29 protein-coding genes are annotated in these 23,819 nt (G+C 65.0%); 11 read left to right on the top strand and 18 right to left on the bottom strand.

The window, feature by feature from the left end; all coding sequences use genetic code 11:
* The 7 genes from MK313_RS09700 to flgB all read right to left on the bottom strand — a co-directional run.
* Positions 1–1,183, bottom strand: a 1,183-nt coding sequence (locus MK313_RS09700) for a two-component system sensor histidine kinase NtrB (RefSeq protein WP_287781171.1), incomplete at its 3' end; no start/stop codon positions are given.
* On the bottom strand, positions 1,161–2,273 hold the full coding sequence (gene flhB / locus MK313_RS09695) for a flagellar biosynthesis protein FlhB (protein WP_287781169.1): 1,113 nt from the start codon (positions 2,271–2,273) through the stop codon (positions 1,161–1,163). The genes MK313_RS09700 and flhB, both read right to left, overlap by 23 nt.
* Positions 2,274–2,371: 98 nt before the next feature.
* Complete coding sequence (gene fliR / locus MK313_RS09690) at positions 2,372–3,136, bottom strand: flagellar biosynthetic protein FliR (protein WP_008944815.1); 765 nt, start codon at positions 3,134–3,136, stop codon at positions 2,372–2,374.
* A gap of 19 nt (positions 3,137–3,155) precedes the next feature.
* Positions 3,156–3,422, bottom strand: a complete 267-nt coding sequence (gene fliQ, locus MK313_RS09685; RefSeq protein ID WP_008944814.1) for a flagellar biosynthesis protein FliQ — start codon at positions 3,420–3,422, stop codon at positions 3,156–3,158.
* A 32-nt stretch (positions 3,423–3,454) separates the two neighbouring features.
* Positions 3,455–3,763, bottom strand: coding sequence for a flagellar hook-basal body complex protein FliE (gene fliE / locus MK313_RS09680; RefSeq protein ID WP_008944813.1), 309 nt, complete (start codon positions 3,761–3,763; stop codon positions 3,455–3,457).
* 39 nt (positions 3,764–3,802) lie between these two features.
* On the bottom strand, positions 3,803–4,219 hold the full coding sequence (gene flgC / locus MK313_RS09675) for a flagellar basal body rod protein FlgC (protein ID WP_008944812.1): 417 nt from the start codon (positions 4,217–4,219) through the stop codon (positions 3,803–3,805).
* A 45-nt stretch (positions 4,220–4,264) separates the two neighbouring features.
* Positions 4,265–4,678 (bottom strand): flagellar basal body rod protein FlgB, encoded by a 414-nt coding sequence (flgB, locus tag MK313_RS09670; protein WP_008944811.1) that lies wholly within the window; start codon positions 4,676–4,678, stop codon positions 4,265–4,267.
* A gap of 240 nt (positions 4,679–4,918) precedes the next feature.
* Here flgB and MK313_RS09665 point away from each other — a divergent pair, with 240 nt between their 5' ends.
* From MK313_RS09665 to fliP, 4 genes are read left to right on the top strand one after another with little or no spacing between them, the layout of a single operon-like run.
* On the top strand, positions 4,919–5,362 hold the full coding sequence (locus MK313_RS09665) for an EscU/YscU/HrcU family type III secretion system export apparatus switch protein (protein ID WP_287781162.1): 444 nt from the start codon (positions 4,919–4,921) through the stop codon (positions 5,360–5,362).
* Entirely contained in the window at positions 5,359–5,682 is a 324-nt protein-coding gene (locus tag MK313_RS09660) for a hypothetical protein (protein WP_121217251.1), read from the top strand. The genes MK313_RS09665 and MK313_RS09660 overlap by 4 nt, the downstream gene beginning before the upstream one ends.
* Positions 5,683–5,704: 22 nt before the next feature.
* The gene (locus tag MK313_RS09655) at positions 5,705–6,109 is read left to right on the top strand and encodes a flagellar biosynthetic protein FliO (RefSeq protein ID WP_008944808.1); all 405 of its coding nucleotides are present in this window, start codon (positions 5,705–5,707) and stop codon (positions 6,107–6,109) included.
* Positions 6,106–6,852 carry a flagellar type III secretion system pore protein FliP gene (gene fliP / locus MK313_RS09650; RefSeq protein ID WP_008944807.1) on the top strand — a complete coding sequence of 249 codons (747 nt, stop codon included), beginning with the start codon at positions 6,106–6,108 and terminating at the stop codon, positions 6,850–6,852. Before MK313_RS09655 ends, fliP begins: the two co-directional genes overlap by 4 nt.
* 7 nt (positions 6,853–6,859) lie before the next feature.
* On the opposite strand, the gene MK313_RS09645 is transcribed toward fliP, so the two are convergent.
* From MK313_RS09645 to MK313_RS09605, 9 genes are all read right to left on the bottom strand, one after another.
* Positions 6,860–10,438: a tetratricopeptide repeat protein gene (locus tag MK313_RS09645; protein ID WP_287781160.1), complete on the bottom strand. Its 3,579-nt coding sequence runs from the start codon at positions 10,436–10,438 to the stop codon at positions 6,860–6,862.
* A complete protein-coding gene (locus MK313_RS09640) occupies positions 10,435–11,232 on the bottom strand; it encodes an OmpA family protein (protein ID WP_287781158.1) in 798 nt (265 codons plus the stop codon). The genes MK313_RS09645 and MK313_RS09640 overlap by 4 nt, the downstream gene beginning before the upstream one ends.
* The gene (locus MK313_RS09635) at positions 11,232–11,930 is read right to left on the bottom strand and encodes a hypothetical protein (protein WP_287781156.1); all 699 of its coding nucleotides are present in this window, start codon (positions 11,928–11,930) and stop codon (positions 11,232–11,234) included. Before MK313_RS09635 ends, MK313_RS09640 begins: the two co-directional genes overlap by 1 nt.
* 36 nt (positions 11,931–11,966) lie before the next feature.
* On the bottom strand, positions 11,967–12,644 hold the full coding sequence (locus tag MK313_RS09630) for a protein phosphatase CheZ (RefSeq protein WP_287781154.1): 678 nt from the start codon (positions 12,642–12,644) through the stop codon (positions 11,967–11,969).
* Positions 12,645–12,658: 14 nt separating this feature from the next.
* The gene (locus tag MK313_RS09625; RefSeq protein ID WP_008944802.1) at positions 12,659–13,045 is read right to left on the bottom strand and encodes a response regulator; all 387 of its coding nucleotides are present in this window, start codon (positions 13,043–13,045) and stop codon (positions 12,659–12,661) included.
* Positions 13,046–13,197: 152 nt separating this feature from the next.
* Entirely contained in the window at positions 13,198–13,929 is a 732-nt protein-coding gene (locus MK313_RS09620) for a MotE family protein (RefSeq protein WP_008944801.1), read from the bottom strand.
* A 60-nt stretch (positions 13,930–13,989) separates the two neighbouring features.
* On the bottom strand, positions 13,990–14,511 hold the full coding sequence (locus tag MK313_RS09615) for a DUF6468 domain-containing protein (protein WP_287781150.1): 522 nt from the start codon (positions 14,509–14,511) through the stop codon (positions 13,990–13,992).
* Between the two features lie 48 nt (positions 14,512–14,559).
* Entirely contained in the window at positions 14,560–15,615 is a 1,056-nt protein-coding gene (fliM, locus tag MK313_RS09610; RefSeq protein ID WP_008944799.1) for a flagellar motor switch protein FliM, read from the bottom strand.
* A gap of 32 nt (positions 15,616–15,647) precedes the next feature.
* Positions 15,648–16,166 (bottom strand): flagellar basal body-associated FliL family protein, encoded by a 519-nt coding sequence (locus tag MK313_RS09605; RefSeq protein WP_008944798.1) that lies wholly within the window; start codon positions 16,164–16,166, stop codon positions 15,648–15,650.
* Positions 16,167–16,693: 527 nt separating this feature from the next.
* Between MK313_RS09605 and flgF the strand changes: the two genes are divergently transcribed.
* From flgF to flgH, 4 genes are all read left to right on the top strand, one after another.
* On the top strand, positions 16,694–17,425 hold the full coding sequence (gene flgF, locus MK313_RS09600; RefSeq protein WP_008944797.1) for a flagellar basal-body rod protein FlgF: 732 nt from the start codon (positions 16,694–16,696) through the stop codon (positions 17,423–17,425).
* Between the two features lie 51 nt (positions 17,426–17,476).
* Entirely contained in the window at positions 17,477–18,262 is a 786-nt protein-coding gene (flgG, locus tag MK313_RS09595) for a flagellar basal-body rod protein FlgG (RefSeq protein ID WP_008944796.1), read from the top strand.
* 71 nt (positions 18,263–18,333) lie between these two features.
* Complete coding sequence (gene flgA / locus MK313_RS09590) at positions 18,334–19,398, top strand: flagellar basal body P-ring formation chaperone FlgA (protein ID WP_287781145.1); 1,065 nt, start codon at positions 18,334–18,336, stop codon at positions 19,396–19,398.
* Positions 19,399–19,475: 77 nt separating this feature from the next.
* Positions 19,476–20,252 (top strand): flagellar basal body L-ring protein FlgH, encoded by a 777-nt coding sequence (gene flgH, locus MK313_RS09585; protein ID WP_287781143.1) that lies wholly within the window; start codon positions 19,476–19,478, stop codon positions 20,250–20,252.
* Between the two features lie 250 nt (positions 20,253–20,502).
* Here the strand turns inward: flgH and dksA are convergent, their stop codons facing one another.
* Positions 20,503–20,925 carry an RNA polymerase-binding protein DksA gene (gene dksA, locus MK313_RS09580; protein ID WP_008944793.1) on the bottom strand — a complete coding sequence of 141 codons (423 nt, stop codon included), beginning with the start codon at positions 20,923–20,925 and terminating at the stop codon, positions 20,503–20,505.
* Between the two features lie 145 nt (positions 20,926–21,070).
* Positions 21,071–21,478, bottom strand: coding sequence for a flagellar assembly protein FliX (locus MK313_RS09575; protein ID WP_121217233.1), 408 nt, complete (start codon positions 21,476–21,478; stop codon positions 21,071–21,073).
* A 297-nt stretch (positions 21,479–21,775) separates the two neighbouring features.
* Here MK313_RS09575 and MK313_RS09570 point away from each other — a divergent pair, with 297 nt between their 5' ends.
* Genes MK313_RS09570 through MK313_RS09560 form a run of 3 tightly spaced genes read left to right on the top strand, consistent with a single transcriptional unit; the run spans position 21,776 to position 23,735 of the window.
* Positions 21,776–22,921: a flagellar basal body P-ring protein FlgI gene (locus tag MK313_RS09570; protein ID WP_287781139.1), complete on the top strand. Its 1,146-nt coding sequence runs from the start codon at positions 21,776–21,778 to the stop codon at positions 22,919–22,921.
* A complete protein-coding gene (locus MK313_RS09565) occupies positions 22,921–23,253 on the top strand; it encodes a rod-binding protein (RefSeq protein ID WP_008944790.1) in 333 nt (110 codons plus the stop codon). Before MK313_RS09570 ends, MK313_RS09565 begins: the two co-directional genes overlap by 1 nt.
* A complete protein-coding gene (locus MK313_RS09560) occupies positions 23,250–23,735 on the top strand; it encodes a hypothetical protein (RefSeq protein WP_287781137.1) in 486 nt (161 codons plus the stop codon). Before MK313_RS09565 ends, MK313_RS09560 begins: the two co-directional genes overlap by 4 nt.
* The last annotated feature ends 84 nt before the right edge of the window (positions 23,736–23,819 follow it).

Here is a 23,819-nt window from a genome sequence, read left to right as displayed (position 1 = left end):
GGCCGAGCCCCGTTCCCGATCCGACCGCCTTGGTGGTGAAGAAGGGCTCGAAGATGCGCGGCACCACTTCGGGCGGGATGCCGGTGCCGGTATCGGCCACCTCGATCTTCACATAGCGGCCGGGCAGGATCTCCTCCGAGCCAATCTGCTGGGCGCGGATGATCTCGATGGTCTCCGTCGCGATGCTCAGCGCGCCGCCCTCCGGCATGGCATCGCGCGCATTCACGGCGAGGTTCAGGATGACCTGCTCGATCTGCCCCTGATCGGCCTTCACCAGATCGAGATTGCGGCCATGGCGCATGTCGAGCCGGATATTCTCGCCCATCAGCCGGCGCAGCAGGTGGGAGAGTTCCGACAGCACCTCCGATACGTCCAGCACGCGCGGCCGCAGCGTCTGCTGGCGCGAGAAGGCCAGCAGCTGGCGCACCAGATTGGCCGCCCGGTTGGCGTTCTGCTTGATCTGCATGATGTCGGCGAAGGACTGGTCGCCCGGCGAGTGACGCAGCAGCAGCAGGTCGCAGAAGCCGATCATCGCGGTCAGCAGATTGTTGAAATCATGGGCCACGCCGCCGGCCAGCTGGCCGACCGCCTGCATCTTCTGCGACTGCACGAACTGCGCCTCCAGCTTCTTGCGCTGGCTGACATCGATCAGATGCAGCATCAGGCTGGGCGCACTTTCCGCTTCCTCCGCCTTCTCGTCAGGGCATTGCAGGACGCGGACGAAGCCGGCGGCGACCAGTTCGGGATCGCGCGCCATGCGCAGCTCCACCGGATGGCCGGGCGGCGACCCGGCGAGTGCCTGACCGGTGGCCTCGGCCAGCAGCCCGGCATCCTCAGCCATCACGAGGTCCGACAGCGCCAGCCCGGCCTGCGGCGAGACGCTGTCGAGACCGGCCAGTTCGCAGAACATGCGGTTGCCAGCCAGCACCCGCCCCGCACGGTCGGCGAAGACGATGGCCAGAGGCGCATTCTCGAAGGCCTGTGACAGCTGGTCGCTGCCGATGCCGGCCAAACTGCCGCCAACAGGGCCACCCCCAGCAGGGCTGCGAGACTCAATGCCTGCGGGCGCCGTAACCGGGCCGGTATCCGGGGCAGCGTCAGAACCGCCGCCCTTGCCGAACAGCCGGGCAAGGTCGCCGAACAGGCCGCCGGTAGCGGGGCTATTGCCGGATGGATCCGCCATTGCGCCCCTGGTTGATGTTCGGATTACGCCCCTGATTCAGGCGGAAGACGTAGGAGATGATCTCGGCGATGGCCTGATACTGCTCCGGCTTGATTTCCTGGTCGATCTCAACCGTGGCATACAGCATGCGGGCAATCGGCGGATTCTCGACAACCGGCACCTTGTGTTCCTCCGCCATCTCGCGGATGCGCAGCGCCACCGCGTCGATGCCCTTGGCGACCACCATCGGCGCCTGCATGCTGTCGCGCTCATACTTGATGGCAACCGCATAATGGGTCGGGTTGGTGACCACCACCGTGGCCTGCGGCACGGCGGCCATCATGCGCTGGCGGGCGCGCTGCATGCGCAGATTGCGCAGGCGGCCCTTGATCATCGGGTCGCCTTCAGTCTGCTTGTATTCGTCGCGCACCTCCTGCTTGGTCATGCGCATCTGCTTGTTGAAGGAGTAGCGCTGATAGACCAGGTCGGCGAAGGCGATGACCGCCATCAGCGCCACGGCGCCGCCCAGCAGCAGGATCAGCATCCAGCGGATTTCCTCCAGCATGGAAACCGGGTCCAGCTGCATGATCTCTTCCAGCTGCGACAACTCCGGATACAGGATCACGCCCAGCAGCGCGCCCACCAGCACGATCTTGAAGATGCCCTTCAGGAACTCGACCAGACCGCTGGAAGAGAACATCTTTTTCAGCCCCTTAAGGGGCGAGATATTCTCCAGCTTCGGCGCAATCGCCTCCGGCGCGAACAGCACGCCATTCTGCATCACGTTCGCGGCAACCCCCAGGAACAGGAACAGCAGCAACGGAATGGCGAGGGCGATGGCGGTGCCGGCCAGCGCAAAACCGAAGACGCTGCCGACACTGGCCGCATCCAGGATCAGCTCGTGCGGCTTTTCGATGAAGGGGCGGATGGTGGTGTAGACCTGCTTGGAAATGAAGCTGGCGAACAGGCTGACGATCAGCAGCCCGCCGACCAGCGCCAGCCAGCTCGCGATCTCGCGCGAGACGGCGACCTGGCCCTTCTCCCGGGCATCCGACAGTTTCTTGTCTGTCGGGTCTTCTGTTTTGGACGCTTCGTCCTGATCGTCGGACATGGCCTCCGCCGTCTGGAGCCGGGTTCCCGCCGGGGGCCTGCTCCGCTTCATGAAACTTACAGGCTGGCGCTGCCTTGCCTGCCTATCCGCACCTTAAGTCAAAGTGCGAGCATGCGCATCACCACGCTTTCATAATAGCGCAGGAACCACATCATCGAGGCCGACAATATCAGCGAGAACAGGAAAACGCCCAGCAGCAGCTGGAACGGCAGCACGATGAAGAAAATCTGCAGCTGCGGCATGAGGCGCGACAGCACACCGACACTGACCTGGAACAGAACGCCGATCACCAGTAGCGGCGCACCGATCTGCAGCGCGATCCGGAACCCATCGGACACCGCCCGTGTCACCGCCATGGAGAAATCCTGCACCGGCAGCGGCGCGCCGGGCGTGAACAGCGTGTAGCTGTCCACCACCCCCAGGATGAAGATGTGATGCAGGTTGGTCGCCAGGATCAGCAGCACGCCGATGGTGCTGAGCAATGCGCCCGGCAGCGAGCCTTGCGCGCCCAGACTGGGGTTGAAGACCTGCGCCGAGGCAAGGCCGATCTGCATGGAGATGATGAAGCCGGCCATTTCCAGGATGGTCAGCGCGATGCGCGACAGGGTGCCGATGAACAGGCCGATCACCACCTCGCCGGCCACCAGCAGGGTCAGCTGCGGCGCGGTCGGCGGCATTGCCGGCAGCGTGTCCTGCACCATCGGCAGCGTCAGGAAGCTGACCAGCATGGCGAAGGCCAGCCGGACCCGAATGGATACCAGCCCCTCGCCCAGCCCGGGCATCATGGAGAGCGCCGCGCCGACGCGCGAGAACACCAGGAAGAACGCGAAGAACTGGGCGGGAAGGAACAGCTCGAAAGGCATCGGCCGGCAGCAGCCTCCGCTAATTCAGCCCGATGATGCGGTCCACCAGCGTCGCCGAGAAATCCAGCAGCGTGCTTAGCATGAAGGGCATGAAGACGAACAGGCTGGCGAACACCACGATGATCTTCGGCACGAAGACCAGTGTCATTTCCTGGATGTGCGTCAACGCCTGGAACAGCGCGATGATCAGGCCGATGACAAGCCCGACCAGCATCGCCGGGGCGCTGATCACCAGCGTGGCCAGCAGCGCCTCGCGGGAAACATCGATGACATCGCTCGGGTTCATGCCGCGGCCCTTTTCCTAGTGGAACCGGGCCATCAGATCGGCATGCGCAGGATTTCCTGATAGGCCTGGACCATCCGGTCGCGCAGGCCGACGACGGTCTGCAGCGTCACCTCGGCATCATTCACCGCGACGATCACATCATTGAGGTCGGCCTTGCCGGTGATGGCCTTCATGCTCATCTGCTCGCCGCCCTTCATGACCTCGTGCGCCTCCTGGACGCTGTCGCGCAGGAAGCTGGCAAAATCCTTGCCAGGCGCAACCGCGCTGCCACCAGACGGACCACTATCGATCTGGCCGGTCTTGGCATAGGCAGCGATCGCATCACCGATCCGGGCAACCATGGCACTTCCTCCTTCGCGCTCAACGCTTCCTATTTATCATCAAATGCGCAGAAGATCGATGGTCCTGGTCAGCATCGACATCGAGGTCTCGACGACGTTCAGATTGGCCTCGTAGCTGCGCTGCGCCTCGCGCATATCCATCGTCTCGATCAGCGAGGAGACGTTCGGCGTCATGATATAGCCATCCTGATCCGCATAGGGATGCGTCGGATCGTACTTGGTCTGGAACTGCGAGGGGTCGTTCGTCACGCGGCTGACCGACACCTTGTGCAGATTGTCGGCCCGGTCCAGCTCGTTGCGGAACATCACCAGCTTGCGCCGGTACGGCTCCTGCCCCGGCCCCTGCGCCACCGAATCGGCGTTCGCGAGGTTTTCCGAGATCACCCGCAGCCGCAGACCCTGGGCCTTCATGCCCGAGGTCGAGACGGTCATCGCGCGCATCAGATCCTGTGACATCCTGCTCTCTCCTTCTATCCGCTAGCTGACCTCAGGCGCCCGATCTTAAGCGCCCGGCTGGCGGCCGATGGCCAGCTTCATCAAGGTGATGTTCTGCCGGTACAGGCTGCTGGCGAGGCGGAAATCGGCCTGGTTCTGCGACACGTTGGTCAGCTGGTTTTCCAGCGACACGGCATTCTGGTTGATGCTGACCTCATAGGCGTTGCGCGGCCGTTCCTCATTGACGCGGAACTCCGGCTCGCGGCGCAGGCCGGTCAGGTGGCTGGAAGAGGTGGCGGCCATGTTCACCCGCGGGGTTTCCTTCACCAGCGAGCGGAATTCCAGCGGCTTCAGATCGCGCGCCCGGTAGCCCGGCGTGTCGGCATTGGCGATGTTCTCCGCCAGCACGGTATGACGCTGGGTCAGCCAGTCCATCTTCTGCTTCATGCCCTGAAACAGTGCCAGATTGCCCATGCTCATCGCGTCGTCTCCTAAACTCGCATCCGGATCGGCCGTTTGCCTTGCCCGAATGAAAGCAAGCAACGTGCCGAAACTCAATGCATTGAAAACACATAATTATTTAAACAGGGCGGCACGGCGCGGCAGGAGATTCCGGCCTGTCCGCTGCCGCCCCGGCAAGATTTGCCGCATCGCCGCGCGGAGTGTCCTGCCCCCGGAAAATGCGTTAAGATGACGGACAGAATTCATACGGGATACCGCATGGAGCCGAAAAAGCCTCCGCAGCTGCGCCACCACAAGCCTTCGCTCGGCGAGCGGCTGTTCGACATCATCGACGAGATTGAGGTGCCGTCGCCGGCCACGGAGTCCGGTGGCAAGAAGGGCGAACGGCAGATTGCTGTTGCCCTGCATCATGAACGCGGTGCCGACCGGGCGCCGGTAGTGGTGGCGCAGGGCTATGGCTCGGTGGCCGAGAAGATCCTGCGCCTCGCCTTCGACCATGATGTGAAGGTTCGCCGCGACCCGGAACTCGCCCAGGTGCTGATGGCGGTGGAAGCCAATCAGGAAATTCCGGTCGAAGCCTTCGCGGCTGTCGCGGAAATCCTGTCCTATGTGTACCGCGCGAACAACCAGCTGGCCGAGGATGCGGCCCCTACTAACCCGCTCCACACCGGCCCGTCCTCCGCCAGCCCTGCGACCTCATGACCCTCGCCGAAGCCCGCCAAAACCTCGCCCGTATCCAGGCCGATATAGAGGCCGCTGCCCAGGCGCTCGACGCCGGGGGGCCTGTCCAGCTGGCCGGCCTGACCAGCGCCATTGCAGCGGCCTGCGCCGGGGCGACCGCCCTGCCCGCCGCCGAGGCCCGCACGCTGCTGCCGGCGATGGAACAGGCGATCAAGGCACTGGAAAAGCTGGCGGGAAAGCTGGGCGGCGGAGTGGAGCAGAAGGCCGGCGAGACAAGGCAGGACCCGGCCAGCGCGCAAAGGCTGCATGCTGCGCGCGCCTATGGTAAAGGCTTCCGATGAATTTCCCCGGAAAGGCCGGCACATGAACATCGAAAGCTATCTCTACGCCGTTCTTGCGCTGGTCTTCGTCCTGGCCCTGCTCGGCCTGTTCTATCTGGTCATGCGCCGGCTCGGGATCGGTGGTGCCCTGCCGCGCACGCGCGGCGAGCGGCGGTTGCGGCTGGTCGAGGTGCTGCCGGTGGATGCCAAGCGGCGGCTGGTGCTGCTGCGTCGCGACGGGCGGGAACATCTGGTGCTGCTGGGGCCGGAAAGCGACCTGCTGATCGAATCCCTGGATGAGGAGGAGCCGGACGGCACCGCCGATTTCGATGCCGTGCTGGACCGTACGCCCCCCGCCGCAAAACCCGCAACCAAGGCAACAGTAGCACCGGCTGGCCCGCGCGAACCGCGCCTTGGCCGCCGCCCCGGCACGGAGACGGCCGAATGAGCCGCCGCCTGCTTGCGATGCCCGCACTGCTGACGCTGGCCCTACTGCTGCTGCCACAGATGGCGGTGGCGCAGAGCTTCAATCTCGACCTGGGCGCGCCGGACGGTTCCACCACCGCCCGCATCATCCAGCTGCTGGCGGTGTTCACGGTGCTGTCCATCGCACCGGGCATCCTGGTGATGGTCACCTCCTTCACCCGGATTATCGTGGTGCTGTCCTTCATGCGCTTCGCGCTCGGCACCCAACAGAACCCGCCGAACATCGTGCTGATCAGCCTGGCGATGTTCCTGACCTTCTTCATCATGCAGCCGACGCTGGAGCGCGCCTATAACGAGGGTGTGGTGCCGCTGCTCGACCAGCAGATTGACGAGGCCGAGGCGCTGGAGCGGGTGATCGCCCCGTTCCACAGCTTCATGCGTACCCATGTGCGCGAGCAGGATCTGGACCTGTTCCTCGGCATCGCCAAGGCCACGCCGGATCAGGTGGGGGAGAACACGCCGCTGCGCGCGCTGGTCCCCGCCTTCATGATCAGCGAGCTGCGGCGCGCCTTCGAGATCGGCTTCCTGATCTACATCCCGTTCGTCATCATCGACATGGTGGTCGCCTCGGTCCTGATGTCGATGGGCATGATGATGATTCCGCCGGTCATCGTCTCGCTGCCCTTCAAGCTGATCTTCTTCGTGCTGCTGGACGGCTGGTACATGATCGCCGGCAGCCTGGTGCAGAGCTTCGGGCCGCTCTAGAGACGCGTCAGTTGATGGCGCTGAGCTGGCTGGCCTTCAGCCGTTCGCGATAGTCGCTGAGGAAGGACTGGAAGCGCTCCACTTCCTGGAACCGCTGGGTCAGCGTCCGCAGGTCGTTCAGGTCGCCCGAGGTCGTGTTGGTGATCAGGCGGAAGGCCTCGCGGAAGCGGGTGGCGTCCATCGCCTGCGCGAAATTCTGCCGGATCAGCACCACCGCCGGGGTGTTCTCGCTCATTGAGGCGGAAATCGCCCAGTTCAGCACCAGCGTCGCCTCGCGTTCCGTCAGGTCGCGCTTGTCGGCCAGCGGATCGGCCAGCCGGGCGAACACTTCGGCCGCGCCGGCCCAATCCTGCTGCCGCCACAGGATATCGGCACGCAATAGGTCGGCCTCGCGGCTGGTGTCCGGCTGCAGCAGGGTGATGGCCTGCTCGGGATTGCCGAGGTCGAACTGTGCCCGCGCCCGCAGACGGTTGCGTTCGCGCGCCAGCTCCACCGGAATGCCGGGCACAGCACTCTCGTCCAGCGCGCCGACCGCCGCCTCGGGTCGCCGGTCAAGCAGCCGGATGAGCGCCAGCCGGGCGCCGATCCGCGCCTTCTCCACCCCTTCCAGGCGGAACTTCACCTGACGGTCCAGCAGGTTGGCGGCACGGTCCAGCAGATCGACCGTCACCAGACGGTCAGCCAGACGCTGTATCATCTCGTTGCCGCGCGCGCCGGGCGGCGTCAGCTCCCGGAAATCATCGTACAGCGCCAGCGCTGTCAGCGGCGGCATGCGCTCCGCACCGCCTTCCAGATAGAGTTTGGCGAAGGCGTCGGTCATGGTGCGCGCCAGGGTCGGCGTTTCCGGATGATTCGGGAACAGGGTCGCCGCCTCGCGCAGCGTCGCCAGACCGTTCCGGTAATCATTCTCCGCCAGATACAGGTCGCCCAGCCGGCGCAGCAGGTCGAACTCCAGATCGTCGCCGCGCCAGGCGAAGCGCAGGCTTTCCAGCCGCTGCAGCGCATCGGCGTTGGAGATTTTGCCCTGCGCCAGCTCCTGCTCGATGATCGCGCGTGCCGCCCGCACCCGGGCCCAGCGGTCCGCGCCCTCGGCCAGCGGACGCCACAGCTCGAACGCCGCATCGGTATCGCCCGCCGCCTGCAGCACAAGCCCGCGCAGATAGTTGATGCGCGCCTGTTCGCTGTCGGTCGGCGTGCCGGCCGCCACCACGTTCAGGAACTGGCCAGCACCACGGTTGTCGCCGACGCGGATGGCCGCCTGGGCCGCCAGCAGCGCGATCTCCGTCGTGTAGTTACGCGGATAGTCGGCCGGAATCTCGCCGGCACGGGCGAACTGCTCGACCGCCTCGTTCCACTTGCCGAGCGCCGCGAAGGCCGCGCCGCGCCACAGCGCCACCTCGCGGATACCATCCAGCGCCCGGTCGGAAAGGTCTTTCAACGCGTCCTCGTGGCGGCCCATCATGAACAGGGTAGCGCCGCGCAGCGCCTTGAAGCTGGGCAGGTTCGCATAGTCCGCATCGCCCTCCGCGATGATCCGGAGCAGCCCCATCGCCTCCGGCGCCAGGCCGTTGGCGAAGTAGAAGCGCGCGAGATCCATGCGCGGCTTGGTGCGTGCGATGCTGGTGGCATCGGCCAGGGCGAATTGCAACTGCTGCCGCTTGGGATAGAAACCCTGGCCGGGCGCCTGGTTGCCGCGCCATTCCTGCATGGCGAAAGGTTTGCCCTTGCGGATATCGCTGTCCGACGCGACTTCCCCGAAGGTCTCCGACCGTTCCGGCAGGTCGCGCGACAGCACCAGACCGTCGCCGCTGGTGATTGCGACACCATCCGGCAATTGCCGTACCGCCACGCCATCGGCAAGCGGTACCACGGCGATGCCCTGCACCGTCGCCAGCAGCTCGAACTCGGCAAAGCGCCGGTCGCCCTCGATACCGCGCCCCAGCATCGACAGCGGCACGATATGCAGCTCGTCACCGACCTCCGGGTCGCGCACGACAACGGTCTCGCCAATGCCGGTAACGGGAATGAACAGGCGCGGCCCCTGCGGGCTGACCGGCTGCACCTCGGTCGCCAGCGCCACGTCGGGGCGCAGCGGCTGTGCGCGCAGCTCGATCACCCAGCTTGGCCCGTCGCGCCAGATCCGGGGATTGACGCCGGGGACCAGACGCGCGCGTGCCAGCGAGCCATTCGGTACCGGAACCTGCGTTAGTTCAGAGAAGATGCCCGCGTCGGTATCCGTCACCGCCGAGAAGTCGAAGCGCCGTGCACCATCGAACACGATCCACAGATGCGCGGCACGGCGGAACACGGCCGCGGCATTGGAATCCTCGAACTGGAAGCGCAGCGCCACCATGTCGCCCTCGCGGCGCAGCGTCACCGGCACCGGCGCGCCCTGCAGTTGCTCCAGCGGTACCGGAGCCTGGATTCGCGACGGCGCCAGGGATGAGGTCAGGGGTTGCGCCGCCGGCCCTGCTCCCGGGATCGGGCGGGCATCCGCCGTCTGCTGGCTGGTAACCGGCGTCACTGGCTGCGCCGGCAGCGACGGGCCGCGTTCACCCGGCGGGCGGTCCTGTGGGCTGGCGGGTGCGGCGGAGGGAGGCTGGCCCGGAGTCTGAGCCTGCGGTGCCTGAGCCTGCGGTGCCTGCTGGGGCGCCGCTGCCGGCTGGCCGCGCTCGCCGGCCGGCGGCTTGGGCGTCGGTGTGGGTGCGAACGTCGGTGCAGATGCCTGTTGGGTAGCCGGACGGGTTTCCGCTGCACCGCCGGGGGCCGGATTCAGCACATCGACCACGACACGCGTGCCACTGCGGAAATGCCTGAGCCGCGAATCGGGGGCGATCTGCAGGGTCACGCCGCGCCCGTCGCCGCCTGTCGGTTCCACCCGCCGGACATTGCGCAGCGGCCGGCTGTTCAGCGTGCCAATCTCGTAGCTGGCCGGGCGGTCGAAGCGCAGGGTCGCCTGCCCGTTCCGGCTGTCCACCGTGTAATCGACCGGCTGGTTCCAGTCGAACACCAGACGGGAATAGCCGTCATGATCGGCGCCCCGCACCCTGAGGTCGGTGGCCGCCGGGCTGGCTCGCACACTGGCTGGCGCCGGTTGCTGTGTATTGGCCGGTAGCGGGCTGGGCGGCGGCGCGGATTCTGCCGTCTCTGCCCCGCCCTGGCGCAGCAGGTCGAGCACGACCGAGGTGCCGATCTTGAAGCTGCGCAGCCCGAAATCGCCATTGGCCAGCACGAAGGACAGGGTGCGGCCGTCCGGTTCCAGCGATCCGCCGGACAGGAAGCTGCGCAGATTGGCGAGCGCGCCGGAGATATCCGTGCGCAGCGGCCGGTCGAACCGGATGATGAGCGAACCATCCTCGACTGCCGCCGTATATTCCACATTACCGGGCCAGTCGAACACCAGCCTTCCATAGCCTTCATGCAGGCCACCACGCACCGGCACCTGCACCGGTGCCGTCGTCTGTGCCGGGCTGCTGGCTGGCTGTTCGGTTTGCTGAGCAAGCGCCGGCAGCGGCGCGAGATACGCCGCGCCAGTCAGGGCCGCCAGCAGGGCCCCCAGCAGGGAAAGGATCGCGGCGCGCCTCATGGCAGGATCGCGGCCTGCGACGGGTAGAGCACGATATCGACGCGGCGCGCCAGCGCCTCACGCCGGGGCGAGAGGATATCACGGGCGAGAAAGACGAAGCGCGTATCGGCGAATCCTTGAACGATCATAGGCTTATCATAACCTGATTCCAGCAGCGCCGTCGCTACGGACTGTGCACGCGCCAACGAAAGCTCCCAATTGCTGCGATAGGGACCGGAGCGGATCGGCGCGGGATCGGTATGACCATACACATCCGTCCGGTTGCTCAGGTTGCCGAGCAGGCCGCCCAGCTCGAACAGGGCCCGACGGGCCTGGTCGTTGAGGGCGGCACTGTTCAGCGCGAACAGCAGGTCGGACGGCATTGAGAGGATCAACCGGTCCGGAAAACGGTGAAGCACGGTTCGTGCCAACAGCGGATCGCTGTCGAGATGGCCGCGCAGCAGCGAGACCAGATAATCGAGGTTCAGGCCCGGTACGGTCTTGTCTTCGTCGATGGTCAGCGCGGTCGGCGGCGCCGGCTTCACGGTCTCCACATTGGGTGCCAGACGGTCGGCCAGGGTGGCCGACAGCTCCTCCCAGTCCGCTGTCCTGGGGTTCGACATGGCAAACAGCATGATGAAGAAGGCCAGCAGCAGGCTGATAACGTCGAGGAAGGTCAGCAGCCAGAACGGCCCGCCGACCTTGGGCAGGATATGGAACGGGCTGTGTTGCGGCGGTGATTCCGGCGTCTCGGTTTTTTTGCCCGCACCACCATGCGGGCCGCTGTTCAGGCCAAAAAGCGGATCAGAGGGCATCAGCGGCTCTCCGGTCCGAAGGTAACGGCAGTGCTGGCACTGCTCCGGACATGGAACAGGAAGCTCATCTTCTGGCCATCGCCATTGCCGTTTCCGTTGCCAAGCGCATAGCCGATGGACAGCACGCTGGCCGGCGCGCCGGCCTGAACGAGCGCCTGCACCAGATTGGCAAGCCGCCGCATGGTTGGTGTCTCGGCATTTCCGCTGGCGCCGATGGCAGCCGGTTTCTCGGGAATCAGCAGTTCAAGCTCAATCCGTGCACCGGCAGGCGGGCGCTGCAGAATATCGGCAAGCTGATCAAGAAACGGGGCGATTTGCGGATTCAGCCCCTCACCCGGCCCCTCGAACAGTTCCGCCAGCGGCACGGTCGCGCGGAAGCTGTCGGCCGGCGTCATGCGCGCCGTCGGCGACAGGGTGAACTGGCTTTCGAAAAGCGGACCCAGCCGGGCCGAGGCTTCGGCGCCTTCGGCAAGGCCGCCGCTGGTCATGCGGTCGCCGCCGACCGTGCCGGATCTCAGGAAGGAGGGGAAACTGCGGTTCACCCCTTCCATCACCTCGCCGGCGCGCTGATCCTCGAAGGTGGAGATGGATTGCAGCAGGATAAAGAAGGCCAGCAGGAGAAGATACAGGCTCAACAGAGCCTGGGCACTGGCCGCTGCGGGATTCTTCGTTTCGTTCTGCCCGTCTTCGCCCTGCATCGACTCCGGCCGCCCGTTAACCTAACTGGCGACAGTCTAGTCGAAACTCGCGAGAATTGCGTCGATATCTTCCTGCGAATTCGCATTGCCGGGCAATTGCGGGCCATTCAGCAGATCGGCATCCGGCCGGCCATCCTTGCCTTTGGGCTTTTCCGCGGCCGGCGGCTTCTTGGCAGCGCCGTCCTTCGCGTTATTGACCCCCGCGCCGAAAGCCTGGAGGAGCTGCTCGATCTTGTCCTCGATATGCTTCAGCGTGCCGACCACCTTGGCGATGCGCTGGCCGGTAATGTCCTGGAAGTTGCAGGCCTCGTAGATTTCGGTGACCGCATTCATGGTGCGCTCCGAATCCTCTTCCGACAGCTTGCCGGAGACTTCGGAGAACACCTCGCAGGCATCCAGAATACGGCCCGTCGCCTCCTCGGTGGCGCCGATCACCGCATCCAGCTCGTCGGTGGCACTCGGGATATGATGGTCGCGGATGTCTTCCGGGCGGATTTCCGCCAGGTCCTTGCGGGCATCACGGATGAAGCGCGCCAGATCCTCCAGCTCGCCATAGAGCTGCATGGCACCCGGCGACAGGTCGCCGCGCAGGTTGGACAGCATCTGCTCGACAACGGAGACCACCTCTTCCGTGGTCACGGCCGGACCGGCGGACGAATCGGCAGCGGCCTCGCCGGCAGGCTGCTTTGCCGAAAATTTCGACGGAACGGCCATGGCAGAACCCTCTGTCAGAAGTTCCCGATGACAGCCGTCAGCTTCATCTTCAGCGTGGCGGCGTTGAACGGCTTCACAATGTAATTGTTCACGCCGGCCTGCTTGGCGGCGATCACGTTCTCGGTCTTGCTTTCCGCCGTCACCATGATGAAGGGCGTATGTTTCAGCTTGGCGTCCGCGCGCACTTCCTTCAGGAGCTGCAGGCCGGTCATCGGCTCCATGTTCCAGTCGGAAATGACGAGCCCATAGCTCTTCTCGCGCATTTTCTTGAGCGCCATGCTGCCATCGGTGGCTTCATCGACATTATCGAAGCCGATCTGTTTCAGCAGATTGCGGATGATCCGGAGCATCGTGCGATAATCATCGACGATGAGGATATCCATGTTCATATCGACGCTCATTCATCACCTCGGTTTAAAGCGTAGGTTTGTGTGGTTAACGGGCGACGGGGGTCACTCTAGTCGCCGTTAATTAAACAAGAGTTAAAACGATCACGATCTTTTTTTAAGCGCCAGGCGGCGCCGGTTCCGCTGTAATTCCGCCACTGTTACCGCTACTGGGTCGGTTGCGCGCCAAGATCAGGCATCTGGCGACGCGATGCAATTTCCGCAGTCAGCTCATTGGCCCGTTTCGGGCTCATATCGGCGAGGATCGGCGCGACGCGGCGTTCGGCCATGCGCTCCACGACCTGGAGGAGGATGTTCATGTCCAGCTGGTCGAAGATGCGGGCCGCATCCTTGGGTTTCATCGCCTCGTAGATCTTCACGAGGCGCTGCACCTCCGCCTCTTCCTGTTCGTTATATTTCTTGATCAGCCCCTCGATGTCGGAGCGGATCGCATCCAGCTCGGCAATTTTCTTGTCGATACGCTGCTCGGCGGCTGCCAGCAGCCCCTCCTTCTGCACCAGCGTCTGCTCGCGCTGGTCCAGCTCATCGCGGCGGCGCGACAATTCCTGCAGCAGCTCGATTTCCGACCGGCTGAACAGGATCGGATCGACGGCGGTGCCGCCCGACGAAGCCCCACCCTGGCCCGTACCACCCTGGTTGGCCCCGTTCTGCTGATTTGTGGAAGGCTGACCTGCGGGCTGCTGATTGGCCGGTTGCTGCTGGTTCGCCGGTTGCTGGTTTGCGGGCGCCGGCTGCTGGGCCTGCTGGGCACGCACCGGCGCAGTGCCGATCCCGGCCTGCAGGCGGGAGACACCGTCCCAGATACCGCCCAGCTTCACGGTCAGCAGCAGCAGGGCGGCCAGAATCGTAACCGGCAACAGGCGTGGGATCGACAGCATCACTATTCCACTCGGTTCTTTCAGGCGGGCGCCACGCGCCCCTTCATATCTCAGCAGTCTCTAGCGGGCTTCGCGGAGGGCACGCAGCAGGTCGCGCTCCGCCTTGGAACGGCCGGCCATATCGTCATCCTCCTCGGGCGCCGGTCCCGCCATCCTGTCCTGAGCCGACGCGGCCTGCGCCCGGTCCTGAACTGGCGCGGCCGGGCGCGGTCGCCTGGGCATGGCAGCAGGCGTCTCTTCCGCGCGCGGCTCGCGCGCCGCCGAGATCCGGCCCGACAGCTTCTCCGACAGCGTGTCGCCACGCTCGATCATGAACACCAGCTCGTCGCGCACGGCCATGGCCCTGTCGATGGGCTGCTGCAGCGACCGGCCGGCCTCTTCGGAAACCGCCTTCAGATGCTTGATGCTGGCTTCGGCGCGATGCGTGCACTCCACGAATCGGGCGATCTGCGCCTCCAGCTCCGCCCGGTCGGCGCGCAGCCGGCCCAGCTTGCGGTTCAGGATGGCGGCATAGACGATGGTGGCGACCAGCAAGGCAGCCACCAGCGTTTCCAGCAGCAGCGACATTTCCAGGCCCATCATGCGCCCATCCCTTCCCGTGGCGGCCGGCGGCGTGCCGGCGGCTCCATGCTACATCTTGCGATGACGCTTCTCGATGCGAATGGCGATATCGGTTCCCTTGCGGCCCATGCGGCCGCCGAACAGGGTGACGTTGCCGCAGCGCAGATCGATGGTCGAATCCGCCTCGGTGTTCAGCAACATGCGGCTGCCGACCTTCCAGTTCAGCACGTCGCCCAGCGGCACCGGCACTTCGTCCAGCACCGCTTCCAGCTCGACATCGGTGTGCCACAGCTCGGTCGCCAGATGGCCTTCCCAGATCGAGTCACGGCCGAACTTCTCGCCCATGAACATCTGCAGCAACAGCTCGCGTACCGGCTCCAGCGTCGCGTAGGGCAGCAGCAGCTCCAGCCGTCCGCCGCGATCCTCCATGTCGATGCGCAGGCGCGCGACGATGGCGGCGTTCGCCGGCCGGGCAATGGTGGCAAAGCGCGGGTTGGTCTCCAGCCGCTCGAAGCGGAAGGTCACCGGCGACAGCGGGTCGAAGGCCGCCGACAGGTCGGACAGCACGACATTGATCAGCCGTTCGACCAGATTGCGCTCGATGGTGGTGTAGGGCCGGCCCTCGATACGCATCGCCGCCGTGCCGCGCCGGCCGCCCAGCAGCACGTCGACGATGGAATAGATCATCGCCGAATCGACCACCAGCAGGCCGAAATTGTCCCATTCGTCGGCCTTGAACACGCCCAGCATGGCGGGCAGCGGGATCGAGTTCAGATAATCGCCGAAGCGGATCGAGTTGATGTTGTCGAGCGAGACCTCGACATTGTCCGAGGTGAAATTGCGCAAGCTGGTGGACATCATGCGCACCAGGCGGTCATAGACCACCTCCAGCATCGGCAGGCGTTCATAGGATACCAGCGCCGAATTGACGATGGCGTGGATGCCGGAATTGTCGCCCGAGCCGTCGCCATCCTCGTCGAAGCCGAGCAGCGAATCGATCTCCGCCTGGTTCAGGACACGGGCTGTAGCCTCATCCTCATCGCCGCCCATGGCGGCGGCCATATCCTCGTCATCCTCGCCCGCGGCGGCCCATTCGTCAGCCAGGGCATCCTGGTCGTTGCTCATCTTGCCTCCGTCTTGTCCCGGCGCCGCATCCGCTACTGCACCAGCATCTCGCGGAACAGCACGTCACGCACGCGCGCCGGCCGCACCGCCAGATTCACCCGCCGCAGCAGCTCCTCGCGCAGGCGGTACATGCCGGCGGAACCCTGAAGATCCTCGATCCGCAATTCACGCAGATAGACCTGGAAATTATCGATGATGCGCGGCATCACCTCGTTGATCCGGGCGATATCGGACGGGTTCTGCAGCTCCAGGCTGATGTTCATCTTCAGGAAAGTGGAGCGCCGGCCGGTGCTGTTCAGATTCACGATGATTTCCGGCAGATCGAAGAACACGGCCTGCGCCGGCGGCGGCGGCGGCGGTGCCTCCTGGGCGGTATCCACCGGCGCCGGGTCGGAGCCGAGCAGGCCGGAGAAATAGACGCCGACGGCCGCGCCGATCAGCAGCAGCAGCGGCAGCACGATGAAAAGGATCAGCTTCTTACCGCTGAACTTTTTCTTCGGCGGGCCTTCACCGCCTTCTTCAAAATCCTCGCCGACCGCGTCAGCCGCCATCTTCTTCTACCTGTCCGTCACTCTTGCGGAGCCGCCCGGAGCGGGCGGCCTGCGCCTTGGGTGCGACGCCCGGATTGGACGCCTGAAAACCGATGGAGCAAAAATCGTGCCTTCCCTGGCCATACGCCAGGCCGCATCGTGTCCGGCGATCCGGCATGGCTTCATACATAACGCTTTTTGCAGTTTAGCGGAATCACGTCTGTGTTGAAAGGATTGGCTGCCGCGTAACCCCATACCTTGTCGTTTTTTAAATGCCGACCGCGTGATCTTGTGGTCCCACACCGCCGCGGCGGCAGCGCCCGGCAAAGAGTACCCCTCCCCCTGCCACGCTGTGCGATACGGCTTGGCAAGATTTGCCGGGCAAAGCCTGCCGCAACATGCCCACGCCGTCCCCAGAACCGGATTCTCTCCAGAAAAGTGGCGGATTTCCTGGCGTTTTCGTTTTGGCACACCTCCTGCATCTGGTTTGGCGAGCCCGAGGTGCTGGACCGTTACCGGCCATCGAACCAGGCAGGAGAGACACGATCATGGAAGCCACTTCGTTCATCGCCTTGTCACGTCAGAGCGCATTGCAGCGCGAGATGTCCACGATCGCGAACAATATCGCCAACGTGAACACGGCCGGCTTCAAAGGGCAGCGCGTGCTGTTCGCCGAATATCTGGAGCAGCCCCGCTTCGGTGAGAAGCTGTCCTATGTGATCGACAAGGCGATTGCCTTCGACATGTCAGAAGGCGCGCTGCAGACCACTGCGAACGATTATGACCTGACGGTGACTGGCGATGGCTTCTTCGTCGTCGAGACGCCGGCGGGCCCGCGCTATACGCGCACCGGCAGCTTCAAGCCGAACGAGAATGGCGAGCTTGTCACCACCGAGGGCTATGCGGTGCTCGACAGCAACAACAACCCGGTCTCGATCCCGATGGATCAGGGGCCGCTGCTGGTCGATGAGTTCGGCTTCATCCGCACCCAGGACGGTGTCGAGATCAGCCAGATCCAGATCGTCGGCTTCGACAACCCGCAGACGCTGCAGCGCGCCGGCACCAACCTGTTCGTCTCCCTGGAGGAGCCGATTGAGCCGCAGAATTCGCGGGTCGTGCAGGGCGCGCTGGAAAGCTCCAACGTGAATGCGGTCGGCGAGATCACGCGGATGATCGACATTCACCGCAGCTATGAACGCACCTCCAACCTCATCCAGCAGGAGCATGACCGGATGCGCGATGGTATCCGCCGGCTCGGCAAGCCGAATAACGGCGCCTAAGACCTGACCGCACGCACTTAACGGCCATAAGCCAGATACGGAGTAGAAATCATGCGATCCCTTAATATTGCCGCCACCGGCATGCAGGCGCAGCAGATCAATGTGGAGGTCATCTCCAACAACATCGCCAACATGAGCACGGTCGGCTTCAAGCGCATGCGGCCGGAATTCCAGGACCTGCTCTACCAGGATCTGCGCCGGGTCGGCGCCCAGTCCGCCCAGGAAGGCAATGTCGTGCCCTCCGGCCTGCAGATCGGTGTCGGTGTCCGCGCCGCGGCAACCTACCGGATCAACGAGCAGGGCAACCTGATGCTGACCGACAACCAGCTCGATGTCGCCATCCAGGGCGAAGGGCTGTTCCGCATCGAACTGCCGAACGGCGAGATCGGCTATACCCGCGACGGTTCCTTCCAGCTGAACCCGGAAGGCCAGCTCGTCACCGCCGACGGCTTCCTGGTGCAGCCGGCCATCGCGGTGCCGCAGAACGCCGTGTCGGTTACCATCAATGCCAGCGGCGAGGTTCTGGCGAAGCTGGACAACCAGGTCGAGCTGCAGAATCTCGGCCGGATCGATCTGGCGGTGTTCCCGAACATGGCCGGCCTTGAGGCCATCGGTAACAATTTGCTGGTGGAATCCCCGGCCTCCGGCGCGGAAATCGCCGGCAATCCGGGCGAGCCGGGCTATGGCACGCTGCTGCAGGGGTACCTTGAGACCTCGAACGTGAACCCGGTGACCGAGATCACCTCGCTGATCACCGCGCAGCGCGCCTACGAGATGAACTCCAAGGTCATCGAAGCCACCGACCAGATGATGCAGACCGTCACCCGCCTGCGCTGATCCCGGATCAGGCGCGAGCGCCGGATAGCGCGAGCAATTAAGCGACACACGCGGAAGAAGGAGCAGACATCATGCGAGCCAACCACAAGACCGCCACCCGGAACACTTCTGGACAGCTTCGGATGCGCGGCCTGGGTCTCGCCGTCCTGGCCCCCATGCTTGTGGCTCCCCTGCTGGGTCTGGCCACGCTGCCCGCATCGGCGCAGCAGTACCAGACTCGCGACCGTGTGCTGGCGCCGGCCGCCGCCCTGCTGCCTGTGGCGCTGCAGAACGTCACCATGGTGCAGGGGCGCGAGGTGCGCCTCGGCCACCTGTTCGCCGGCATCTCCGACGACCGGAACAGCATCATCGATCACGCCCCGATGCCCGGCGAGCGCCGTATCTACACCGCCAGCCATCTCTATGCCCTGGCGCAGCAGCATGGTCTCGACTGGCGGCCGAACAGCCCGCTGGACAAGGTCGCCATCGAACGCGCCAGCGTGGTCGTGCCGGCGGAGGAGATCGAGCGCGAGATCCGCGACGCGCTGATCACCCAGGACCGGTTCGAGGAGATTGACGTCGATCTGTTCAACCGCAGCGTCCAGCTGCATATCGCGACCGACCGGCCGATGACCATGCGGGTCGAGCAGCTGAGCTACGACAAGCGCTCGCAGCGCTTCCAGGCCACCATCACCGCGCCGGCGAACGATCCCGAGGCGCAGAGCGTGCAGGTCACCGGCCGCGTCTATACGCTGATCGATGTGCCGGTGCTGGCCCGCGCCGTGCTGCCGGGTGCGGTGATCCAGCAGAGCGACATCGCCTGGAAAAAGGTGCGGCAGGCCAGCCTGGCCGGCAATATCGTCGCCCAGCCGGAAGACATCATCGGCACGGTCACCCGCCGCCCGCTGGCCGCGAACCGCCCGCTGCGCAGCACCGACCTGAAGCCGAACCTGCTGACCACGCGCGGCGACCGCGTCACCATCGTGGCCACCACCGCCAACATGCGGCTGACCGCCACCGGCATCGCCATGCAGAACGGCGCCGAGGGCGACCTGATCCAGGTCACCAATACCGGCTCGAAGAAGATCATCCAGGGCAAGGTCGTCGGGCCGAACCTCGTCGAGGTCGTCACCCGCGGCCAGGTGGCCCTGAACTGAAAAGACGAAAAGTAACGGGCGGCCGCCCTTACCGCCCCTTTGACTGCCCCTAGCTTGCCTGAAGAAGGATAGTTGCCATGACCACCACGAAACCCCACAGCCCGAAGCGTAACCGCGCGCTCCTGCTCGCCTGCACCGCCCTTGCCGCGCTCAGCCTGTCGGCCTGCGGTGCCGGCGAGCGGCTGAGCCAGGTCGGCAAGGCGCCGGGCCTCGGCGGCATCGACAACCCGACCCACTCCAGCAACTACACCCCGGTCAGCATGCCGATGCCGGAGATGCGGCCGCAGGTGCGCCAGGCGAATTCGCTGTGGAGCATGGGTTCGCGGGCCTTCTTCAAGGATCAGCGCGCGTCCCAGGTCGGCGACCTGATCACCGTCATCATCGAGATTGCCGATAACGCGCAGCTCTCGAACACAACCGCGCGCACCCGCGCCAACAGCGAGGATGCCGGGCTGACCGGCCTCTTCGGCCTGGAAGCCGAACTCGGCAAGGTGCTGCCCGACGCCGTGAACCCCGGCAATCTGCTGGGTCTGGAAAGCGGCAGCAGCAGTACCGGCACCGGCACTATCAACCGCCGGGAGGCGATCAATCTGCGGGTCGCCGCCGTGGTCGCCCAGAAGCTGCCGAACGGCAATATGGTGGTCTATGGCAAGCAGGAAGTGCGGGTGAATTTCGAGGTCCGCGAACTGATCGTCGGCGGCATCATCCGGCCGGAGGATATCAGCTCGACCAACACCATCGATTATGACCGTCTGGCCGAGGCGCGCATCGCCTATGGCGGCCGCGGCCACATCACCGACGTGCAGCAGCCGCGCTACGGTCAGCAGGTGATGGACATCATCATGCCGTTCTAAAGACGGCAGCAAATTTTGCCGGCAGAAGGCCGGACAGGCGGCAAGCGGAAGCAGAAGGCCCAGGGCAGAAGGTTCTGGCCCGCCCCGCCGAAAGGCAAGTAGCTAAAGGGCAAGCGACGGCCGGCAGAAGGCTGAACCGAAAGACCGCCTCCCGAAACCGGGGCCAGGCGGTCTTTTTGTTTTCGGGCAAGAAAAGCAAAGGCCGCACCCTGCGATGCGGCCTTTGTAATTGTCCGATCCGGGTGCGGGATCAGTCGTCGCGGTGGGTGCGTTCCATCCGCTCGTGCCGCTCCTGCGCCTCAAGGCTCAGCGTGGCGATGGGCCGTGCCTCCAGCCGGCGCAGGCTGATCGGCTCGCCCGTCTCCTCGCAATAGCCGTAGCTGTCATCGTCGATCCGCTCCAGCGCGGCATCGATCTTGGCGAGCAGCTTGCGCTCGCGATCCCGGGTACGCAGCTCGATGGCATGCTCGGTCTCCAGCGAGGCGCGGTCAGCCATGTCCGGCTGCTGCAAATTTTCCTGGCTGAGATGGTCGAGGGTCTGCCCCGCTTCCACCAGAATCTCCTGTCGCCATCGCAACAGCTTCTGGCGGAAATACTCCCGCTGCATCGGATTCATGAACGGCTCGTCCTCGGACGGCCGGTAGTCGGGGGGCAGCAAAGGCGATGCTGACATACTCCACTCCACGCTACGCAGAACCGAAAGCGCGCGGAGTATAGGGATCGCATTGCCCCTGAACAAGAGTAAGTTTTATTAAATGGAAAGCCGGCGAAAAATCGAAATAAAGTAATGAATTTCAGTATTTAATAATATAGAAGCGCTAGCTGTCGCGGCCCAGTTTGGCCAGCTCGACGCGCACCCGGAGCTCAATGTCGTCCAGGATTCCGGCAAGACGCGGATCGAGATCGCGCTCCCGCTGCCGCTTCACCATGTCGGACAGCTGTTCCAGGCGGGAGAGCGGGATTCCACCCAGCAGCAGGCCATGGCGAATTTCGTCCAGCCGGCTCAGCAGATCCTCGCCATGCTGGCGCGCGCGGCGCTCGGGCCGCTCGTCCACCTGCTGGACAGCCAGCAGGGAATCAACACCAGACACACCGGAGACGGGCTGGGCGGAGCCGGACTCCTCCGTCGCGCTCAGATGACGCGCGAACTCGGCGCCACGGCCCTTGGCCTTGTCAGACCGGCGGGCGGCGTCGGACCGAATGGGGCCTGTTGAACCGACTTTCATTTTCTCTCCGTCCCAATGCCTCTATATATGGCCATATAAGCCGGCGGATCAACAAATTACACTGGTACCGCAAGGCATATTGGCGGGGTCGGCAATTTTTTCCGCCTGTAACCCGATACCGGGAACGCCTTGCCCGCCGACCCGCGCCCGGCCTGGCCCGGTCCTGGCCCTGATCCGCGCGAAGTGGCGGAATTCCGGGCCCTGACGCCGCCGACCGCCAAGCCCCGAAGGCTGGCACGCATTTCGCATATGAGGTGGCGAGACATTACGCCAGGCTTGCACGCACGAGGAAGCGACATGCTGCGATCAATCCGGAAGACCCTGTTTTCGACGGCGCTCGCCGCCCCCCTGCTGGTGGTGGCCGCGTTCCTGCTGGCTGCCGCGCAGCCTGCCGCCGCCAATTCGCGGATCAAGGACATCGCCAGCTTCGAGGGCGTGCGCGACAACATCCTGGTCGGCTACGGCCTCGTGGTCGGGCTGAACGGCACGGGTGACGATCTGACCAAGTCGATCTTCACCCGCGAAAGCCTGGTCGGCATGCTGGAGCGCCTGGGCGTGAATGCCCGCGATAACGGGCTGGAAGTGGATAATATCGCCGCCGTGATGGTCACGGCCACGCTGCCGCCCTTCGCCCGCCAGGGCACCCGCATCGACGTGAACATCTCCACCATCGGCGATGCCTCCAACCTGCTGGGCGGTACGCTGCTGGTCACGCCGCTGATCGCCGCCGATGGCGAGGTCTATGCCGTGGCGCAGGGCCCGGTGGCCGCCTCCGGCTTCTCCGCGCAGGGCGCCGCCGCCTCCATCACCCGTGGCGTGCCGACCGCAGGCCGGATCGCCAATGGCGCCATCGTGGAGCGCGAGATCGACTTCAAGATGACCGAGATGGAGTCGGTGAAGATCTCCCTGCGCAACCCGGATTTCACCACCTCGCGGCGCGTGGCCCAGGCGATCAACGCCTTCCTTGGCCAGCCGATCGCGCAGCCGCTGGACCCGGCGACCGTGCGCATGGCGCTGCCGCAGCAGTACGCCAACAACGCGGTTGGCCTGATCACCGATATCGAACAGCTGCGCGTCTCGCCGGACTATATCGCCAAGGTGGTGATCGACGAGAAGTCGGGCGTCATCGTGATGGGCGAGAATGTGCGCATCAGCACCGTCGCCATCGCCCAGGGCAACCTGACGATCCGCATCACCGAGACGCCGCAGGTCTCGCAGCCCAACCCGTTCAGCGATGGCGGCCAGACCGTGGTCGTGCCGCGCACCCAGATCGAGGTGGACGAGCAGGCCGACCGCCGGCTGACCGTCATGCCCTCCGGCGTCACGCTGCAGGAGCTGGTCGATGGGCTGAACGCGCTGGGCGTCGGTCCGCGCGACATGATCTCCATCCTGCAGGCGATCAAGGCGTCCGGCGCGCTGCAGGCCGAAATCGAGGTGATCTGATGAGCACCGCGTCCTCCAGCCCGATCGACCTGTCGCTGGCCACCAGCCAGGCGACCAGCGGGCGCCCGACCATCCCGACCGGCCCCGGCATGACCGCCGACAAGGCCCGCAAGGCGGCGGAGGAATTCGAGGCCGTCTTCATCTCGGAAATGCTGAAACCGATGTTCGAATCGCTGCCGACCGACGGCCCCTTCGGCGGCGGCCCGTCCGAAGGCATCTGGCGCTCCCTGCTCGTCACCGAGATGGGCAAGGAAATCTCCAGGCGCGGCGGGTTCGGCATCGCCGACAATGTGCAGGCCGAAATGCTGAGACTACAGGAGACAGGCAAATGAACGCCGCATTCACCGCCATGACGCTGGCCCAGGAGGCACCGCCCCCGCCGGTCAACCTGAACCGCTTCGTCGAGATCATCGACCGTCTGATCGAGGTGCTCAGCCGCGAGACCCAGCTGCTGGAAAAGCGGCTGCTGAAGGAGATCGCGACGCTGCAGACGGAAAAGACCATGGCGTCGAACGATTATGTGAAGCTGCAGACCGCCCTGCAGCAGAACCCCGCGCCGGTGAACCAGGCGCCGGAGGAGCAGCGCAGCCTGCTGCGCGAGAAGATGGACGCACTGCAGGCGCTGGTCAGTCGCAACATGATGGCACTCGCCAGCGCCGTTGAAGCCGGCGAGCGCGTCTTCAAGGTCATCAAGGACGCCGTGCAGACCAGGCGCGCGGAAACCGGCGGCTATACCGCCACCGGCAATTTCAGCTACGGCGTCAGCACGCCCAAGCACGACAAGGTGTCGATCGCCGTCAACCGCGAGATCTGACACACGCCCTTCCCGCCCCTCTCGTTAGCCAGCAGGGGCAGGAGACACGGCCCGGACCGCAGAACGCGGACCGGGCCGTTATCG

Origin of the sequence: Oceanibaculum sp., from assembly GCF_022449305.1 — a bacterium.
In the GTDB taxonomy this organism is placed as follows: domain Bacteria; phylum Pseudomonadota; class Alphaproteobacteria; order Oceanibaculales; family Oceanibaculaceae; genus Oceanibaculum; species Oceanibaculum indicum.
This window is presented reverse-complemented; position numbering and strand designations above follow the sequence as displayed.

Excerpts from the sequence above, each read along its gene's own strand:
- flhB (WP_287781169.1), bottom strand. The coding sequence starts at position 2,273 with ATGTCCGACGATCAGGACGAAGCGTCCAAAACAGAAGACCCGACAGAC.
- fliR (WP_008944815.1), bottom strand. The coding sequence starts at position 3,136 with ATGCCTTTCGAGCTGTTCCTTCCCGCCCAGTTCTTCGCGTTCTTCCTG.
- fliQ (WP_008944814.1), bottom strand. The coding sequence starts at position 3,422 with ATGAACCCGAGCGATGTCATCGATGTTTCCCGCGAGGCGCTGCTGGCC.
- fliE (WP_008944813.1), bottom strand. The coding sequence starts at position 3,763 with ATGGTTGCCCGGATCGGTGATGCGATCGCTGCCTATGCCAAGACCGGC.
- flgC (WP_008944812.1), bottom strand. The coding sequence starts at position 4,219 with ATGTCACAGGATCTGATGCGCGCGATGACCGTCTCGACCTCGGGCATG.
- flgB (WP_008944811.1), bottom strand. The coding sequence starts at position 4,678 with ATGAGCATGGGCAATCTGGCACTGTTTCAGGGCATGAAGCAGAAGATG.
- MK313_RS09665 (WP_287781162.1), top strand. The coding sequence starts at position 4,919 with ATGGAGCCGAAAAAGCCTCCGCAGCTGCGCCACCACAAGCCTTCGCTC.
- MK313_RS09660 (WP_121217251.1), top strand. The coding sequence starts at position 5,359 with ATGACCCTCGCCGAAGCCCGCCAAAACCTCGCCCGTATCCAGGCCGAT.
- MK313_RS09655 (WP_008944808.1), top strand. The coding sequence starts at position 5,705 with ATGAACATCGAAAGCTATCTCTACGCCGTTCTTGCGCTGGTCTTCGTC.
- fliP (WP_008944807.1), top strand. The coding sequence starts at position 6,106 with ATGAGCCGCCGCCTGCTTGCGATGCCCGCACTGCTGACGCTGGCCCTA.
- MK313_RS09645 (WP_287781160.1), bottom strand. The coding sequence starts at position 10,438 with ATGAGGCGCGCCGCGATCCTTTCCCTGCTGGGGGCCCTGCTGGCGGCC.
- MK313_RS09640 (WP_287781158.1), bottom strand. The coding sequence starts at position 11,232 with ATGCCCTCTGATCCGCTTTTTGGCCTGAACAGCGGCCCGCATGGTGGT.
- MK313_RS09635 (WP_287781156.1), bottom strand. The coding sequence starts at position 11,930 with ATGCAGGGCGAAGACGGGCAGAACGAAACGAAGAATCCCGCAGCGGCC.
- MK313_RS09630 (WP_287781154.1), bottom strand. The coding sequence starts at position 12,644 with ATGGCCGTTCCGTCGAAATTTTCGGCAAAGCAGCCTGCCGGCGAGGCC.
- MK313_RS09625 (WP_008944802.1), bottom strand. The coding sequence starts at position 13,045 with ATGAGCGTCGATATGAACATGGATATCCTCATCGTCGATGATTATCGC.
- MK313_RS09620 (WP_008944801.1), bottom strand. The coding sequence starts at position 13,929 with ATGCTGTCGATCCCACGCCTGTTGCCGGTTACGATTCTGGCCGCCCTG.
- MK313_RS09615 (WP_287781150.1), bottom strand. The coding sequence starts at position 14,511 with ATGATGGGCCTGGAAATGTCGCTGCTGCTGGAAACGCTGGTGGCTGCC.
- fliM (WP_008944799.1), bottom strand. The coding sequence starts at position 15,615 with ATGAGCAACGACCAGGATGCCCTGGCTGACGAATGGGCCGCCGCGGGC.
- MK313_RS09605 (WP_008944798.1), bottom strand. The coding sequence starts at position 16,166 with ATGGCGGCTGACGCGGTCGGCGAGGATTTTGAAGAAGGCGGTGAAGGC.
- flgF (WP_008944797.1), top strand. The coding sequence starts at position 16,694 with ATGGAAGCCACTTCGTTCATCGCCTTGTCACGTCAGAGCGCATTGCAG.
- flgG (WP_008944796.1), top strand. The coding sequence starts at position 17,477 with ATGCGATCCCTTAATATTGCCGCCACCGGCATGCAGGCGCAGCAGATC.
- flgA (WP_287781145.1), top strand. The coding sequence starts at position 18,334 with ATGCGAGCCAACCACAAGACCGCCACCCGGAACACTTCTGGACAGCTT.
- flgH (WP_287781143.1), top strand. The coding sequence starts at position 19,476 with ATGACCACCACGAAACCCCACAGCCCGAAGCGTAACCGCGCGCTCCTG.
- dksA (WP_008944793.1), bottom strand. The coding sequence starts at position 20,925 with ATGTCAGCATCGCCTTTGCTGCCCCCCGACTACCGGCCGTCCGAGGAC.
- MK313_RS09575 (WP_121217233.1), bottom strand. The coding sequence starts at position 21,478 with ATGAAAGTCGGTTCAACAGGCCCCATTCGGTCCGACGCCGCCCGCCGG.
- MK313_RS09570 (WP_287781139.1), top strand. The coding sequence starts at position 21,776 with ATGCTGCGATCAATCCGGAAGACCCTGTTTTCGACGGCGCTCGCCGCC.
- MK313_RS09565 (WP_008944790.1), top strand. The coding sequence starts at position 22,921 with ATGAGCACCGCGTCCTCCAGCCCGATCGACCTGTCGCTGGCCACCAGC.
- MK313_RS09560 (WP_287781137.1), top strand. The coding sequence starts at position 23,250 with ATGAACGCCGCATTCACCGCCATGACGCTGGCCCAGGAGGCACCGCCC.